This window comes from Verrucomicrobiota bacterium, from assembly GCA_037139415.1.
Taxonomy (GTDB): Bacteria; Verrucomicrobiota; Verrucomicrobiia; order Limisphaerales; family Fontisphaeraceae; genus JBAXGN01.
Genome location: JBAXGN010000019.1, coordinates 1 through 16,009 on the forward strand (window position 1 = coordinate 1; position 16,009 = coordinate 16,009).

A 16,009-nucleotide genomic window follows, 5' to 3' on the forward strand; every position below is an offset into this window, starting at 1 on the left:
TTATGTCCGGGCTTCTTAAAAAAACTGCTTTTCTAAGTCCGACAGGCTGCTAGAAAAAATACGAGCTGCACAGTTTAGGGGATAACTGAGCAGCCCAGGGAATTTGAATGCACTGGTGGCACAACGAGGATAATCAGATTGAGGCGTGCAATCCCAATCCGAAATTGTTCATTCCAAAAGATCAAAGCCAAAGGAACGGCGCTTTACGCCAATACACATGGTCGAGGTAATATACAGCCACTTTGGGGATTGTCAAATTTTGACATAGGCTGAAGAATGGCCTTCCACGATATTTATTCTCCCTTGGATTTTTCCAAGGCCCGCTGGTTTTGTGCGCGTTTGAGTTTGAAGTTGGGATCGTAATCCGGATTTGGCGAGGGCAGTTGTGCCCCGACCGCCTGCCGCCAGTCGTTTATTTTTGTTTTCAGTTTCGCCACGCGGGTAACTTCTTTTGCGGCCAGATCGGTTTGCTCGCTGAGATCGTCTTTCAGGTTGTACAGTTCCACATGGTTATCCTCGAAAAACTCGATAAGCTTCCAGTCGCCTTCCCGGATGGCGCTGTAAGGAGTGGCGCCGCCGGGATGATAGTGCGGGTAATGCCAATAGAGCGTATCCCGTTTCAAGCTGCCAGTGCCTTTGAGCAACGGAACCAGGCTTTCGCCATCAATGATTTTCCCAGCCGGCGGCTTCACCCCGGCCAGCTCCAGCAGGGTGGGGAAATAATCCACACTGATGATGGGGGTCTCGATGATGGAGCCGGGCTTGGTGACGCCGGGCCATTTGATCAGGCTGACGACCCGCACGCCACCTTCATACGTGGACCCTTTCCCAGCACGCAGTGGCACATTGGAGGTGACCCGATTCAGCACCAACCCGCCGTTATCGGAGGTGAAGACGATAACCGTGCGGTCTTCCAGGTTTAATTCAGCGAGTTTTTTTAAGACGCGGCCCACACTGTCATCCACGCTCTCCACCAGGCCGGCGTATTTGGGAGTGGACTGGGCCTGGTCAGGTTGGATTTTGGCCGTGTACTTTTCCACGACTTCTTTTTTGGCCATCAAGGGCGTGTGTACGGCATGATGCGGCAGATAAAGGAAAAACGGACGGGCTTGGTTGGCCTCTATGAATTTGCAGGCCTCGGCAGATTCGCGGTCGGTGAGAAACTCGCCCACCGGTCCATCGGGAAGCGTGGGGATTTTGTAGGGGGAAAAATAGCTGGGCGGCTGCCCTTTGTCGCAGCCGCCAATATTTTTCCTCACCCAGGTGCCATTTGCCAATGCTAATAGTGGCGTAGCCAGCGGGCTTCAGCGCTTCCGCAAGGGTGACCTCGTCCAGCGGCAGGTACATCGTCCAATCCGGCACGCGCAGTTTGGCCTTGGGATAGACGTGGCCCTTGATCCAGTCGGTGATGTGCAAGCGAGCGGGATACCGGCCGGTGAGAATCGCCGCGCGGGTGGGAGAGCAAACCGTGCAGGCGGAATAAGCCTGGGTGAATTTCGCGCTTTGCGAGGCCAGGCGGTCCAGGTTGGGCGTCTCATAAAATTTGCTGCCATAGCAGGCGAGATCAGTCCACCCCAAATCATCCGCCAGGATGAAGACGAAATTCAAAGGGCGACTGGCTGCGTTGAGTGAGAGCAACGATAACAGCAAAGCCAGACACGTGGTGCGCAACGAGGCATTTGTCATGCGTGAAGATTAGGCGGGCCAGGATAATATTCCAGTCAAATCCGAAAAGCGAAGGCCGAAAACTGCAAGTTTTGGATTCTATGCTCCGTTACGTTGCGCCCATGGCCGCCTGCAATTCACGCCGCAAGTCTTCGCTCAGCGTGAGGGCGGGCGTCTCGCCCTGGATAAATAAAATACCACTGAGGCGCGCCAATTGCCGCAAGATCACCGGTGGTTCAAGTTGCGGGAACGCTTCCACAATCTCCGCCAAGGGAACCCGTTTGTTAAAACCCATGAGCAGGACCACGATATCCGCGCAGGCGCTGACATCCACCGCCTGCAAGCGCGGGCGGCAGCGGTGCGCGTATTGGGCGGTGGCCGCCACGTGCGGTCCGAGGAAAAGACCCAGGGCCAGGTATTTTAGCGGGCCAATGAAGGCGGGCGGGGCAAAATATTCCGGGCTCATCAATACCTGCCCAAACTGTACCGGCAAATAAATATCCAGCGGGGCGGTGCCGCCTTTGAGCGGGATGGTCAACTCCGTGGAATACGTTCGGCGGCGGCGGAAGTGCAGGTAAAACAGCGCCATCACGGCGGCGGCAGAGAGCGCCATCCGGAACCAATGCCGCGATTCCATGAACGTGCCGAGCGCGGCGCTCCAAAACAGGTAAATGAACCAGAAGGTGAAAAAGACCACGCCGACGGCGGCGGCACCCAACAGCCACGTGGCCAGCCAGTGGGATTGGAGTTCCTCCTGCACTTTGTTGGCCAAAACGGCCTCCACTTTGGTGCGGAACTCCAAGGTCGTGGGCGCGAGTGGCGCGGGATACAGCGAGGCAGGGATGGCCGCCGGTTCCGGCTGGGTGCCTGGTTTCGGGGGTGGATCGGCTGGGGCGGTTTGCTCGGGCGGCTTGGGCGCGGCCGTCCGGGCTTTTAATTGCAACTTGTTGAATTTATATTCGCCAGCCATGGGAGCGGACTCCTAGTCGCTGTCTTTATCCCGCATGCGAAAGGCCAGACTGCGGCGGATATCCTCGCGGTTTTTGGCGTCGTAGAATTCCACCGGGTTGAAATCATCGGTCAATATTCGCCCGTGACCCGGTTGGGTCTCCGCTACAGTGCGGTAGGCGGCTTCGGTTTGGATGATCGCGGCATCATGCACTTGGGTTAGATCAGGTTGGCGCACAAACTCCAACGGCTTGCGATCCGACGCAACGAACAGCACATTGCCGTGGGTTGAGGTGTGTATCTTGACCGAGGCGAATACGCTTTGCAGGGTCCGCTCCAGTGAAGCGGTGAAAAAGTCGTTGCCGGGGGTCAAGTCACCGAAGGAATTAATGACCAGCGTGCCGTTCGGGTTCAACACCTGTTTCATGGCTTGAAAGGCCTCGCGGGTCATGAGGTGCGAGGGGGAGGAATCGCCCAGAAAGGCATCCAGTACGACGGCATCGTAACGGTTCGTGCAGCGGTTCAAGTACGGCCGGCCGTCCTCGATCAGGATGTGCAATTTGTCCGGTTCCAGGTTGAAGTGGCGCTGCGCAACGCCCACCATGGCGGGATTGATTTCCACCACATCCACGGACACGCCGTCTTTGGCGAGCGCCATGGGGACAATGCCGACCCCTAGGCCAATGCACAGCGCCCGTTCGAGCTTGGGCGTGTAGGTGCGCGCCAACCCGTGCAACATGTAGGTGAACATGGACAGGCTTTGCTTGCGCATCGGATCATACGTGTTTTGCGTCAAAAAATCATTCAGGTAATAGCGGACCAATTGATTGGTATGCTGGATTACGATCATCTCGCCAAAATTGGAATTGCGCCGTTCCAGCTCCTCGAAATTGGGAATTTCCACCCGGACATCATGATGCACCCCGGCGAATCCGGTCGCCAACCCGGCAAACAAACCGACAACGACCAACGCTTTCGCCAAGGACTTCGCCGGCTGTGGACGAACCCCAAACCAATACAGCACTACCACCGTCATCAGCGTTATGGCCGTGAGATACATCGTCATCGAATTGGGCAGGTGCGGGATGAGCACGTAGCCGATCAGGAGCGTGCCGCCCACGCTCCCCAAAGTGCTGATCGCCGAGAGGCGGCCAACCATGCCGCCCACCGAATCCACCGACCGGGTAAAGTTGCGGACGAGGAACGGCCCAACTGTGGCGAGCAGAGTGAGCGGCACAAAAAACAGGAATAGAGCGGCGAGCAGCGAACCGACCGCCAACCGGAATTCCAGGCACGCATACGCCACGGAACGACATAGCGGCACGGTGGCGCAGAGATAGATCGCTCCGCCAAGAATGCAGACATACATGCGATCCAAGCCCGGCGACCGATCCGCCAGCCAACCGCCCAGGTAGTAACCGGTGGCCAGCGCCACCAGCGTCACCGTGATTTGGGCCGTCCAGACAAAATGCGACGTGCCGACATAAGGCGAAAGCATTTTTGCCCCCAGAATTTCCACGATCAGGATAGCCGCGCCGGTGAGCGCGGAGGTCAAGTAGAGGAAACGGCGCAGGTTGGCTGGCAACGTTTGCACCGCGGCGGGGGTGGGCGCCGCTGGTAGCGGTTGAATTACAGGTACAGTTTTCACGTGCCCCCTGTTGTAAGCCGGGAAGGCTGGGGGTGCAAACTTAAACCGATGGCGATCCGAGGAGCCTGCAAGCTGGGTTGGCTCACCCCAAGTTTTGGACTGGTCGCCACGATTTTAGTCCCGGGGCTGGGATTGAGCCGGCGCGTTCGCATTGTTCGGAGCGTGAATCCATGCTTGACGATCTGGCGGGCTCGGATAAGTTGTTTGCATGTTAGCCGAAGCTGCAACGTTGCGCCAGTCGCCTGGGGCCAGGTGACTGCAAGTCTGTTATCCTGAAACCATGATAGAATAAGAACCAAAACAACCAACACCACCATGAAACGACGCCAATTTCTTTCCACTGTGGCCGGCACTGGAGCCGGATTACTCATTCTCCCGCGAGTCAAACTCTTTGGGGCCGATGCACCCAGCAACAAACTTAATATCGGGTTGATCGGCACTTGGGGCCGAGGCGAGGCGCACTTCGGCGCCATCCGCAAGGAAAACGTGGTGGCCTTGTGCGATATCAACGCCGAGCATCTGGCCTATGGGGCCAAGAAGCTGGGTGAATCAGCCGCCAACGCCAAGCAGTACGCCGATTGGCGGAAAATGCTGGAGCAAAAGGATCTCCAGGCGGTGGTCTGCTGCAGCCTGGATCATACGCACGCCTTTGTTTCCAATTGGTGCTTGAATCGCGGTCTGCATATTTATTGCGAAAAACCATTGGCCATCAGCGTCGAGGAAGCCCGCGTGGTGCGTGCCAATTACCTGAAGAATAAGAAAAAAGTCGCCACCCAGGTGGGCACCCAGCGCCATGCCATCGAAAATTTCAACCGCGTGCGCGAATTGGTGCTGGACGGCGCGATTGGCGACCTGAAGGAAGTCAGCGCCTGGGGCAACCGCAAGCTCGGACGGCCCGGTTATCCGGCGGGTGCGGGCGAGCCGCCCAGCCACATCAACTGGGATCTGTGGGTCGGCCCATCGCCCATGCATCCTTTCAGCCCGGAGTATTTCAAGGGCGGGTCGGGCATGAACTGTCTGCAATGGAATATGTATTGGGATTTCGGCACCGGCCAGGTCGGCGATATGGGCAGTCACACGATGGATTTGGCATGGAACGCCATGGACGCCACGTTACCCACCAGTGTCGAGGCCAAGGGCGATCCCTTCAACCCGGAGGTCACCCCGGTCCTGCTGCACAGCGAGTTTGAAATGCCGGCCAATAGCTGGCGCAAGGGCATCAAGCTCCACTGGTATCAGGGTGGCGCGATGCCGGAATCGCCGAGCAAATATTTGGACCTGAACAAGATTGACCACGGTGCGCTGTTCGATGGCAGCAAGGGATACCTGGCTTCGGGCTTCAATTCCCGCATCCTCCTGCCCCTCGGGGATAAGGCGGACATGACCTACTACAAGCCGCGCACCAAGGAAACCGTGCTGCCGCCGCTGGGCGATTTCCAGGGCGAATGGATTCGCGCCGCCAAGGGTGATCTGAAGACCACCTGTGATTTCGAATACAGCGGAAACCTGATCGAGACGATGCTGCTGGGTCTGGTGGCTTATCGTGTCGGTAAAAAATTCAAGTACGACGGCGCCACCGGCAAGACGGATTCCCCGGAGGCCGATGCGCTGCTCGCGCGCAAATATCGCGCTGGCTGGACGCTGAATGGTTAAGTCTGCGATTTCCTGGGTACACCAGAGTTCGTAGCCGTCGAGGTAAGGAGACGGACTCTGGGAATTTCGGATTTCGGATTTTAGGTTGTTATGAGAAAGTACACGCTGTTTCGTGGGCTCTTTGATTTGGTACGATACAATTGGTGGGCCATCCTGCTGGTGTTGGTCGGGTTTGCGGTGGCGTACAAGTTTGTGACGCCGCCGCCGCCCCGGGCCATCACCATCGCCACCGGGTCCGAGAAAGGCGGGTACCATCGCTTCGGGATCCAGTTAAAAGCCGCGCTCGAAAAGAAGGGGTTGACGGTGACTTTGCGCCCTTCCGCCGGCACGATCGAAAACCTCAAGCTGCTCTCCGATGACAACTCCGGTGTCAGCGTGGCGTTTGGCCAAGGGGGGGCGGAGCGGTTTTATGATGGCGACAAGGATACCATCTGCGCCCTCGGCAGCTTGTTCTACGAGCCGCTTTGGTTCTTTTACCGCAATGACAGCGGCTTCACCAATATTGCCGATCTCAAGCATCTGAAGGTCGCCATCGGCAAGAAAGGCTCCGGCACCCAGATGTTGTCCGAGGTGTTACTCCGGGAAAACAATATCCCGGAATCTTCCCGCGTGGGTATTGGTTCCACGGAGGCCATCAAAGCCCTTCAGGAAAACCAAGTGCAAGCCATCTTCCTCGTCGCGCCGGTCAATGATCCGATGGATAAAACCAAGCCGCACCCCGATGTGTACCGGCTGATGGCCGATCCCGCCCTGAGCCTGTTCGAGGCCCGCCGCGCCCAGGCCTACATCAGCCGCCTGCCGCACCTTTCCACCGTCATCATCGGCGAGGGTTTGCTCGACTTGGAAAAAAATTATCCGTCCAAAACCCTCACGCTGCTTTCTCCGCTGGCCAACTTGATTTGCCGCGATGACCTGAACGGCGACCTGGCGGTGTTGATTTTGCAAACCTGCCGGGAAATTCAAGAAGAAGGCACCTGGCTCGAAAAACCGGGCACGTTTCCCTCGAAGCTCGGGGTCACCTTCCCGCTCCTGCCGGAAGCCAAACAGTTTCACGAGAAAGGCCCGTCCTTCTTCTACAAGTTTTTTCCGTTCTGGGTTGCCAACCTGGCCAACCGCCTGTGGATCATGGCCATTCCGCTGGTCACCTTGGCCATCCCCTTGGTTAAACTGGCGCTGCCCACCTATCGCTGGCGGATCCGCCGCAAAATCGCCCTGAAATACCGCGCCCTCATGGTGATTGACGATAAAATCAGCAGCGGGAACATCGCGCAAACCTTGGATGCCGACATCGTGCAACTGGCCGAATACGAAGATGAACTCGCCAAACTCACTGTGCCCATCATGTATGCCAGTGAGTATTATTCGTTGCGCAGCCATGTGCGCTACCTCCGCGGACGGCTTGAAGAAATCAAGCTGGGGGTGAAGAAGTAACGGGTGACGTCCAGTTTTGAGAAGCGAATCCCGAAAACAAAAACCCGGGGCAGCGTGAACCACCCCGGGTGGTGATGCGGACTAGGGACGCGGCAGGCGCGTCTTGGCGAAGACCGACCAGGCGAAGCCGGCCAGGGTCACGAGCGCCCCGGCGGCGGCCTCAACGGCCGTAGTGTCGGTGATGCCCCGGGCGACGAGAATGCCGCCGAGGGAGGTTAGGAAGTGCCGGGCCAGCCCGGTCAGGATTGCTGAGTTCATGGTGTACCTTTCTTCTTTTCTTTGTTTATGGTTATGCAGTTAATTCATTTAACTGCGGGGACAGCCTAGCCGAAGGGTGGGAAAAGCGGTTGCCGCCGGGAGGAAAAATATGCAAATGCGGAACGCGGAGTGCGGAGTGCGGAATGAAGCCGATTTTGCAGAAAAATTCGGCACCGGACATGGCAAAAAAAATAAGACCAAAAGAGGATCATGAAAAACCCGCGCAATCCTAGTTGTCAGACGTTGAAAAAGGTTTCACACTTGGAACGTATGATGAAACAGAGTCTTGTTTTACGGTGGCTGATGGCCTGTCTGCTGTGGTCAGTGGCGCTCTCCACCCTGGCGGCGGCCAAGCCGAATATCATTTTCATCCTGGCGGATGACTTGGGCTACGGCGACATCGGCGCGTTTGGGCAAAAGAAAATCCACACGCCCAACCTGGACCGACTGGCGGCGGAGGGGATGAAGTTCACGCAACACTATTCCGGCAATGCCGTCTGCGCGCCTTCGCGGTGCGTGCTGCTTTCCGGGAAGCATCCGGGACATGCGTTCATCCGCAACAACCGTGAGGTGAAGCCCGAGGGGCAATTCCCGATCCCGGCGGACCTGGTGACGCTGCCGAAGTTGTTGAAAAAGGCCGGGTACATCAATGGCACTTTTGGCAAGTGGGGTTTGGGCGCGCCCGACAGCGAGGGAGCACCGTTGAAACAGGGCTTAGATCGTTTCTACGGCTACAACTGCCAGCGCGTGGCGCATAACTATTACCCGACCAGCCTTTGGGACAACGCCCAACGGGTGGTGTTGAACAACCCGGCTTTTGCGGCGCACCAGAAATTGCCCGCCGGGGTTGATCCGAAGGATGCCAATAATTATAAGCCATACCTTGGCAAAGACTACTCGCCGGACCTCATCGCTGAGCAAGCCCGTCAGTTTGTCAAAGCCAACCGGAGCACCCCCTTCTTTCTTTATTGGACGACCACGGTGCCACATCTCGCACTGCAAGTGCCGGAGGATTCCTTGCAGGAGTATCTTGGGAAATTCCCCGAAACACCGTACACCGGCACCAGCGGTTACCTGCCGCACTACGCGCCGCGCGCCGCCTATGCGGCGATGATCACGCGGCTGGATCGCGAGATTGGCCGGATGATGGATCTCGTCAAGGAACTCGGGCTCGAAGACCACACGCTCTTCGTCTTCACCTCGGACAACGGCCCGCTGTACGATCAGTTGGGCGGGACGGACGCTGATTTTTTTGAATCGGCCGGTCCCTTGAACGGCCGGAAAGGTTCGCTCTATGAAGGCGGGGTCCGCGTGCCACTGCTGGTGCGGTGGAAAGGGCGCATCGCCGCCGGCAGCGCCAGTGACCGGGTCACGGGCTTTGAAGATTGGTTGCCCACGCTGCTGGAGTTCGTTGGCGTGCCGGAGCTGACGCCGGGCGAGGTGGACGGCATCTCCTTTGTCCCTACGCTGCTCGGTCGCGCCCAGGAGCCGCGTCCGTTCCTGTACCGGGAGTTCCCTGGCTATGGTGGACAGCAAAGTGTGCGGATCGGCGATTGGAAAGGGGTGCGGCAAGCCTTGGTTCCCAAGGGCAAGGCAGGATCGGCGAATTTGAAGATTGAACTCTACAACCTGAAAGAAGACCTGGCCGAGAAGAACGATGTGGCCGCGCAGCACCCGGAAATGGTGGCGAAAATGGAAGCGCTCATGCGGGCGCAACACACCCCGTCCGCCGAATTTCCGTTTGCGGCGCTGGACCGGTTGGGGAAGTGAGCTGAAAGTGGAAAGTGGAAAACGGAAAGCTCGGATTACAACGGTTCAGCCTGGAGAAACTCCACTTGGGTTTCCGCTTGGAAGGAGGCGCGTTCCAGGGCGGCGGGGATCAGGCAGAACTGACCAGCCCCAACGGTCACTTGCTGTCCGCCGCCGCTGATGTGCAGCGTGCCTTTGACCACGCCGATCACCAACGCGGTTTCCACGCGCAGATGAAAACGGGAGCCGCGTTTGGCGAGGCAGGCGTTGACGCGGAATAATGGGTCGTCCACCAAGAAGCGCACTTTGATGGCGGGGTTCTGGGAATAGATGCTCTTCACCAGCGACGGCTCGAAGTCGTTGAAATCAATGCTGGCGAGGGATTCCGCGATATGCAATGCGCGCGGTTTGCCATCTAACCCCACCCGGTTCCAGTCAAACACCCGGTAGGTGGTATCCGAGTTCTGCTGGATTTCAAACATCACCGCCCCCGCGCCCAGCGCATGGACGCGGCCACTCGGTAAAAACATGGTATCCCCCGGTTTCACCGGGAGCCGGTGGAAACAATCCGCCACCGTGCCGTCTTTGGTGCGGCGCTCGAATTCCGCGCGGGTCACCCCGGTTTTTAGCCCGGCATAGATGACGGCGTCAGGGCCGCAATCGGTGAAGTACCACATCTCGGTTTTGGGTTCGCCACCGAGTTCCTTGGCCCGGGCGGCGGGAGGGTGTACTTGGAGCGAGAGCACCTGCTGGGCATCCAGAATTTTGATCAGCAATGGGAACCGTCCGCCATAGGAGGCGGCTTTACCGAGCACCGCCCGCTCATGCTGTTCCATCAACCAGCGCAAATCTTTGCCGGCGAATGGCCCGTTGGCAATGACGCTGGCATCTCCGGGGCGATCCGAGATTTCCCATGACTCCCCGATTGGCACCCCGTTTGGCAGCGCCTTGTGATAGAGTTGTTCCAGCTTGCGCCCGCCCCAAACGCGCTCTTTGAAGATGGGGTGGAAAGTGAGTGGATAAAACATAGGCTGTGTGATGCGTGATCGGTTTTCCCATGGCTGCGCCCACCGGGCAGCGGCCTCAGGCCTTGGCTTCGGATTGCGGTAATTTCTCGATGAACTGCCCGTGCGCGCGGAACTTATCATAACGCCGCTTGAGTCGTTCCGTGGCAGACAGTTTCAGCAGGCTCTTGAGGTTCTTCACCAAATGCTGTTTCAGGTTAGCCATAGTGGTTGCCGAATCTGTATGCGCGCCACCCAAAGGCTCGGGGATGATCTCATCCACCAGCCCCAGCCCCAGCAAATCCTTGGCGGTGATTTTCAGTGCTTCGGCGGCCTTGGCGGCGGCGGAACGATCTTTCCACAAAATCGCCGCGCACCCCTCCGGGCTGATCACCGAATAGTAGGCGTTTTCGAGGATCAACACCCGATCCGCCACCCCAATCCCCAACGCGCCACCCGATCCACCCTCGCCGATGACGGCGGCAACGATGGGCACTTCCATGACCATCATTTCGCGCAGGTTCACCGCGATGGCTTCGGCAATGTGCCGTTCCTCGGCCCCGATGCCGGGATAGGCCCCTGCCGTATCAATCAAGGTGATGATTGGCAGCCCAAATTTGTTGGCCAACTGCATTAGGCGCAACGCCTTGCGATAACCTTCCGGGTGGGCGGACCCGAAATTTCGGCGGATATTTTCCTTGGTGTCGCGGCCTTTTTGCGTGCCGATAATCATGACCTGCTGGCCGTCCAGCCGGGCAAACCCGCCCACCATGGCCCGATCTTCCGCAAAAAGGCGGTCGCCATGCAACGGGCAGAAATCGGTACAGATCGAGTTGATGTAATCCAGCGCAAATGGGCGCTTGGGATGCCGGGCGAGTTGGACCCGTTGCCAAGGAGTCAGATTGGAATAGACCTGCTTGCGGCTCTCGGCCAGCTTCTTCTGGATTAGCTCAATCTCGTCCTGAAATGACTCAGACCCCGAATGTTTTTTCAAATCATCCAGTTTCCGTTGTAACTCAGCAATCGGTTTCTCGAAATCGAGCTGATGCTTCATAGACGAGTGATACTAGCCTAAACCCGCGCTCGGATGCAACCTGGAATTCTGCCGCTCATCGTCATTACATAACCTGTCTGCGGACAAGTGGTTGCGTGGATGTCTGACGATAAGTGCTTGTTAATGCAGGCGGCCATCCCGTAGAATGGCAGAAGAATCAAGATGTGGATGAAACATTTATGACAAACCTTGTTTTTAAGAGCGCGGTCTTTGCCGCCCTGCTAAACGCCTCGGTGGCTTGGACTGTCCCGGCAGCGGATTACTACCAGATTCGCGGCGGCATTCCCAACAGCCAATACTTCTTCAAGCAGAACACCGTTGGGAACCAGTACCTGTTCTTCATCGGCGACTCGGTGCTGGCCGGCAACGGGCTGAAAGACGCGAATTTGCGCTACTCCGCCCAGATGGTGAAGGGTTTCAAGAAATATTTCCCGGAGGCGGGCATGAACGAGACGCGGCATATTCAGCCGGGCGGCAGTTGGTTTGGCCTTTACCGTTGCAGCCGGGGACAGCCGGTCTTTGGCGAGGTGATCGCCAGTGGACATTTGGCCATTCTCGATTTCGCTGCTGCTGATCGCACCGCTGACCTCGAACAGGTCAAAACCTCGCTCGAAGGGTTGGTCCGCCAGGTTACCCTGTATCGCGCCACGCACAGCCGCATCCTGGTTTACACCCTGACGCCCGAAATGCTGAAGGCCTATCGGGCGGGCCAGATGCCCGAGTATATTCGTATCAGTGAGCAGATTGCCGCGCATTACGGCATTCCCAGTCTGAATCTGGCGCAATACGCGGCGGAAAAAATCATTGCGGGTGAGATTTCTTTTGAGGCGTTTTCCGCGGATGGCATCAACCCGACCGATGCCGGTGCCAAAATCTATGCTGCCGCAGTGGCGAAATTCGTGGACGCGCTGATGACCGCCCATCCCATCCCGGATAAACCCGCCCCATACAAGTTGCCCGCCCCGTTGTTCCCGGAAACCGACGACAACGGACGCATCGTCGCCTATGAGGATCAGCAAGTCGTGCGGTCCGGCAACTGGAAACCGGGGCAGGCCAGCCCTATCGGTCCTTTTCGTCATATCCTCGCCTCAACCGAATCTGGTGCAACACTGACACTGAAATTCAAGGGCTCGGAAATCGGCATCCTTGACGTGGTGGATAAGGATAGTGCGGACTACGAATACGCTTTGGATGGCGCGGCATTCCGCAAGCTGCCCGCACCCAGGGATGTGACCAGCCCAACGATGCGTCCGGTTTCCCTGGCCAAAGGTTTGGACCGCAAGGTTGGGCATGAACTTGTTCTCAAAGTTGCCTCGTCCGGCACGGCGCGCATGGGTGGTTTCCTGCTTAATGGCAGCATCGCCGATGCTTTCGCCAGCATGAGCACCTTGGAAAAGATTGACGCGATCTATGCCGCGATGGACCCGATTGTGTTCCAGCCTCCGGCTGGTCGCTTCGCGAACATTCCGAAAACGATGAGCAAACTGCGCGACGGTGGCGAATTGCGCATGGTGCTCTTGGGCGACAGCATTATGGGCAATACCTCCGGTTCATCGTTCGAGCTGCTGCTCATGCGGGACTATCCCAAGTGCAAGCTGATCAAGATTCCCTCTCTGCGCAGTTCCACCGGTTGCAAATACTACCGGGAAGAGAATCGCGTCCAGGACTACGTGCTGAAGCACAATCCGGACCTACTGGTCATCGGCGGCATTTCCAACGGTGGTGACGCCGAGGCCGTCCGATCAGTGATTCAACAGGTGCGAGCCAAAAAGCCGGATACCGAAGTGCTACTGCTGACGCCGGTCTTCGGTTCTATGCGCGACGAACACATCAAGACGTTCACGCGCACGATTGACACCACGACGAGTAATTTCCGTTTCAATATGCAGAAGGTGGCGGCGGAGGAGAAATGCGCCTTCTTCGATATGACCGGTCCTTGGTGGGCATATATTCAGGACAGCGGCAAGACTTACGGCTGGTTCATGGGCGACGGTGTTCACGCCAACCAACGCGGCTGCCAGATCATTGGCCGCCTGCTGGAGATCTGGTTCAAAGAGTAAGCGGGTGGGAATTGAGTTTTAACCCGAACTCCGCTGAAGCAAGACCGCTGCGAGCTACCTCGGATTTCGGGTTTAAAGTCCATTCAGCACCCGTTTTCCTCACTGGTCGTGAGGCGCTATACTTCCCGCACTGTGCCGGAGTCGGTCTCAGTCTTGGGCGTGCGATAGAGGCGAATGATGGTTGAAATGTTGACGATGGCGATGATGGCCTCCAGCAGGGTGCCGCCGATGGAACCGCTGAGGATGTTGTTGGCCAGCCAGAGAAACGTGGCCACCAGGACCAGCAACCGCATCGCAATGCCATGGAGCATAAAGACGGCAATCGTTCCCAGACAGGAGCCAAGGGTGGGCAACCAAGCCGCCGGAGTTTTGGCGAAAGCAAGGCCGATGGTGATATTAACGCCGATGATAAACGCGGCCAACCAGCGTGAGCGCGTTCTGATGGCCAGAAACGTGCGAACACTCGAAGTCAAGGCGCTGAGCGCCGCAGGGAGATTGCCCAACATCCAAAAATGAACGGTGTACACCAGGCATTCGCTGGCCAGCAATGACTTGAGTCGGCGGTCGTCTTTCTGAAGAAAGGCGGCCACCCCAAGCACAAACGCCACATAGCCAATACACTGAGCGGGAGTAAAAACCTGCATACGAGGGGGAAATCGTTGCACCCTGAACATGCGGTTGGCAAGTATTTTAAAGCGTGTCAGCGGTCGCGAATAAACAGGATAAACAACTATTGTATGGCACCGGCAATCGCGCCCGGGTATTCTCGAACGCTGTGGATCATTTGGTAATTAATGACATGGCCATCTGTATCATGGTGGCCTGGGGCATGGCGGTCTTGGCGCATACGCTAAAACAACCGTTGGTTCTGGCTTATTTACTGGCCGGTTTTTTCATCGGCCCGCAAGGGCTTAAATGGGTCGCCAACACGCAGTCCATCCATACCATTTCGGAACTGGGGTTGATTCTGTTGTTGTTCATGATTGGACTGGAGATTGACCTGAAGAAAATCATCAGTGCCGGCCGCAGGATCACCGTCACGGGCGCGAGCCAGATTTTTGGCTGCTTCGGATTTGGCCTGCTCTTTTTTTTGGGCCTGAGCCGGGTGGTGGAAATCAAGGGCTTGGAGATTGTCTATCTGGCGGTGGCGGCGGCGTTAAGCAGCACAGTGATTGTCGTCAAAGTGCTCTATGACAAACGGGAGCTGGACACCCTGCCGGGTCGCATCACGCTGGGGGTGCTGGTGTTGCAGGATATTTTTGCCATCCTGTTCCTGGCCATTCAACCGCAGTTGGGCGATCCGCGGGTGGGCCCCATTTTACTCTCGCTGGTCAAAGTGGTGCTGCTGGTCGTGGTGGCCTTCACCGCCAGCCGATACGCGCTGCCGTCCATCTTTCGCACGGTGGCGCGGTTGCCGGAGCTGGTGCTGGTGGGCGCGCTGGCGTGGTGTTTTTTGGTGGGCGCGTTGGGCGAACATTTCGGCCTTTCGCGCGCGATGGGTGCACTGGTGGCAGGCGTGGCGATTTCCACATTTCCATACACCCTGGATGTCATCGCCAAGATCACCAGTTTGCGCGATTTTTTCCTGACGTTATTTTTTGTGGGGCTGGGCATGATGATCCCGCGCCCGACGTTGGAATATTTGCTGGGTGCCGTGGTGTTATGCGCCTTTGTGCTGGCCAGCCGGTTGCTGACGGTTTTTCTGCCGCTCTATTGGATGCGGCAGGGATTGCGGGCCAGCTTTTTGCCGGCGCTGAACCTGGCACAAGTGAGTGAATTTTCGCTGGTGATCATGGCGCTGGGATTAAGCGCGCATCATTTGAGCGCATATTCCAGCGGGGTTTTGGCATACGCGTTTGTCATTCTGGCGGTGGCCTCGACGTATGCGATCATGGCCTCAGATCGCATCGTGCGGAAAGTGATTACGGCGTTGCGATCCCTCTCGGTTAAAGACCTCGACCAGGAAACGGCGGCCCCCGCTGAACCCGGGCCAACGCCACGCATCTTCATGCTGGGTTTTAGTTGGACGGCCAGCTCGTTGCTGGAGGAAATCACCATCCAGAACCCCACGCTGGCACGGGAATTGCGCGTGGTGGATTTCAATCCGCAGGTTCACCAGGAATTGCGCGCGCGCCAGGTCAGTACGGTTTATGGCGACATCAGCCAGCGGCATACCCTGGAGCACGCGGGTATTCAGGAGGCTCAAATCATCCTCTGCACGCTGCCCAACACCGTGCTCAAGGGAATCAACAATGTGCGTTTGGTGAGGCAGTTGCGCGAGCTGAATCGCAAGGCCAAAATTATTGTTCACTCAGAATTGCTTTCGGAAGTGCCTGGGCTTTATCAGGCCGGCGCGGATTATGTGTGCCTGGCGCGCATCATCGAGGCGGTGGAATGGTTCCACTTGGTGGAAGACGCCCGCAATGGCCGGTTGGACCACAAGCGCAAAGAGCTGGACGCGGTGTTAAAAGAACGCCGCGAGGTGATCCCATAATCACACAAAAAACGCTGGGCAGGCGGATGGTTTTGGGGTGTACTT

12 protein-coding genes and 1 pseudogene are annotated in these 16,009 nt (G+C 57.4%); 5 read left to right on the plus strand and 8 right to left on the minus strand.

The annotated features are described in order from the left end of the window. Nucleotides 1-293: 293 nt before the first annotated feature. From WCO56_05185 to WCO56_05200, 4 genes and pseudogenes are all read right to left on the minus strand, one after another. Nucleotides 294-1,259, minus strand: a complete 966-nt coding sequence (locus WCO56_05185; protein ID MEI7728940.1) for a sulfatase — start codon at nt 1,257-1,259, stop codon at nt 294-296. A gap of 58 nt (nt 1,260-1,317) precedes the next feature. Further along, nucleotides 1,318-1,638 (minus strand): annotated as a pseudogene (locus WCO56_05190) (sulfatase-like hydrolase/transferase). A gap of 136 nt (nt 1,639-1,774) precedes the next feature. Continuing rightward, nucleotides 1,775-2,635, minus strand: coding sequence for a hypothetical protein (locus WCO56_05195; GenBank protein ID MEI7728941.1), 861 nt, complete (start codon nt 2,633-2,635; stop codon nt 1,775-1,777). Nucleotides 2,636-2,647: 12 nt separating this feature from the next. Beyond that, entirely contained in the window at nt 2,648-4,261 is a 1,614-nt protein-coding gene (locus tag WCO56_05200) for a fused MFS/spermidine synthase (protein MEI7728942.1), read from the minus strand. A gap of 315 nt (nt 4,262-4,576) precedes the next feature. Here WCO56_05200 and WCO56_05205 point away from each other — a divergent pair, with 315 nt between their 5' ends. Then, a complete protein-coding gene (locus WCO56_05205) occupies nt 4,577-5,914 on the plus strand; it encodes a Gfo/Idh/MocA family oxidoreductase (GenBank protein MEI7728943.1) in 1,338 nt (445 codons plus the stop codon). 90 nt (nt 5,915-6,004) lie between these two features. Further along, on the plus strand, nt 6,005-7,345 hold the full coding sequence (locus tag WCO56_05210) for a TAXI family TRAP transporter solute-binding subunit (protein MEI7728944.1): 1,341 nt from the start codon (nt 6,005-6,007) through the stop codon (nt 7,343-7,345). An 81-nt stretch (nt 7,346-7,426) separates the two neighbouring features. On the opposite strand, the gene WCO56_05215 is transcribed toward WCO56_05210, so the two are convergent. Then, nucleotides 7,427-7,603, minus strand: a complete 177-nt coding sequence (locus WCO56_05215) for a hypothetical protein (protein ID MEI7728945.1) — start codon at nt 7,601-7,603, stop codon at nt 7,427-7,429. A 270-nt stretch (nt 7,604-7,873) separates the two neighbouring features. On the opposite strand from WCO56_05215, the gene WCO56_05220 reads away from it, so the two are divergent. Continuing rightward, nucleotides 7,874-9,373 carry an arylsulfatase gene (locus WCO56_05220; GenBank protein ID MEI7728946.1) on the plus strand — a complete coding sequence of 500 codons (1,500 nt, stop codon included), beginning with the start codon at nt 7,874-7,876 and terminating at the stop codon, nt 9,371-9,373. A gap of 35 nt (nt 9,374-9,408) precedes the next feature. On the opposite strand, the gene WCO56_05225 is transcribed toward WCO56_05220, so the two are convergent. Further along, complete coding sequence (locus tag WCO56_05225; protein MEI7728947.1) at nt 9,409-10,380, minus strand: type I phosphomannose isomerase catalytic subunit; 972 nt, start codon at nt 10,378-10,380, stop codon at nt 9,409-9,411. A gap of 55 nt (nt 10,381-10,435) precedes the next feature. Continuing rightward, nucleotides 10,436-11,410, minus strand: a complete 975-nt coding sequence (locus WCO56_05230; GenBank protein ID MEI7728948.1) for an acetyl-CoA carboxylase carboxyltransferase subunit alpha — start codon at nt 11,408-11,410, stop codon at nt 10,436-10,438. A gap of 179 nt (nt 11,411-11,589) precedes the next feature. Between WCO56_05230 and WCO56_05235 the strand changes: the two genes are divergently transcribed. After that, nucleotides 11,590-13,470 carry an SGNH/GDSL hydrolase family protein gene (locus WCO56_05235; GenBank protein ID MEI7728949.1) on the plus strand — a complete coding sequence of 627 codons (1,881 nt, stop codon included), beginning with the start codon at nt 11,590-11,592 and terminating at the stop codon, nt 13,468-13,470. Nucleotides 13,471-13,586: 116 nt separating this feature from the next. Here the strand turns inward: WCO56_05235 and WCO56_05240 are convergent, their stop codons facing one another. After that, nucleotides 13,587-14,114: a YgjV family protein gene (locus tag WCO56_05240; GenBank protein MEI7728950.1), complete on the minus strand. Its 528-nt coding sequence runs from the start codon at nt 14,112-14,114 to the stop codon at nt 13,587-13,589. A 155-nt stretch (nt 14,115-14,269) separates the two neighbouring features. On the opposite strand from WCO56_05240, the gene WCO56_05245 reads away from it, so the two are divergent. Further along, nucleotides 14,270-15,964, plus strand: coding sequence for a cation:proton antiporter (locus WCO56_05245; protein ID MEI7728951.1), 1,695 nt, complete (start codon nt 14,270-14,272; stop codon nt 15,962-15,964). The last annotated feature ends 45 nt before the right edge of the window (nt 15,965-16,009 follow it).

Bases quoted from the DNA above. Each gene is read 5' to 3' on its own strand.
- WCO56_05195 (MEI7728941.1), bottom strand. From the start codon at position 2,635: ATGGCTGGCGAATATAAATTCAACAAGTTGCAATTAAAAGCCCGGACG.
- WCO56_05205 (MEI7728943.1), top strand. From the start codon at position 4,577: ATGAAACGACGCCAATTTCTTTCCACTGTGGCCGGCACTGGAGCCGGA.
- WCO56_05210 (MEI7728944.1), top strand. From the start codon at position 6,005: ATGAGAAAGTACACGCTGTTTCGTGGGCTCTTTGATTTGGTACGATAC.
- WCO56_05215 (MEI7728945.1), bottom strand. From the start codon at position 7,603: ATGAACTCAGCAATCCTGACCGGGCTGGCCCGGCACTTCCTAACCTCC.
- WCO56_05220 (MEI7728946.1), top strand. From the start codon at position 7,874: ATGATGAAACAGAGTCTTGTTTTACGGTGGCTGATGGCCTGTCTGCTG.
- WCO56_05225 (MEI7728947.1), bottom strand. From the start codon at position 10,380: ATGTTTTATCCACTCACTTTCCACCCCATCTTCAAAGAGCGCGTTTGG.
- WCO56_05230 (MEI7728948.1), bottom strand. From the start codon at position 11,410: ATGAAGCATCAGCTCGATTTCGAGAAACCGATTGCTGAGTTACAACGG.
- WCO56_05235 (MEI7728949.1), top strand. From the start codon at position 11,590: ATGACAAACCTTGTTTTTAAGAGCGCGGTCTTTGCCGCCCTGCTAAAC.
- WCO56_05240 (MEI7728950.1), bottom strand. From the start codon at position 14,114: ATGCAGGTTTTTACTCCCGCTCAGTGTATTGGCTATGTGGCGTTTGTG.
- WCO56_05245 (MEI7728951.1), top strand. From the start codon at position 14,270: ATGGCCATCTGTATCATGGTGGCCTGGGGCATGGCGGTCTTGGCGCAT.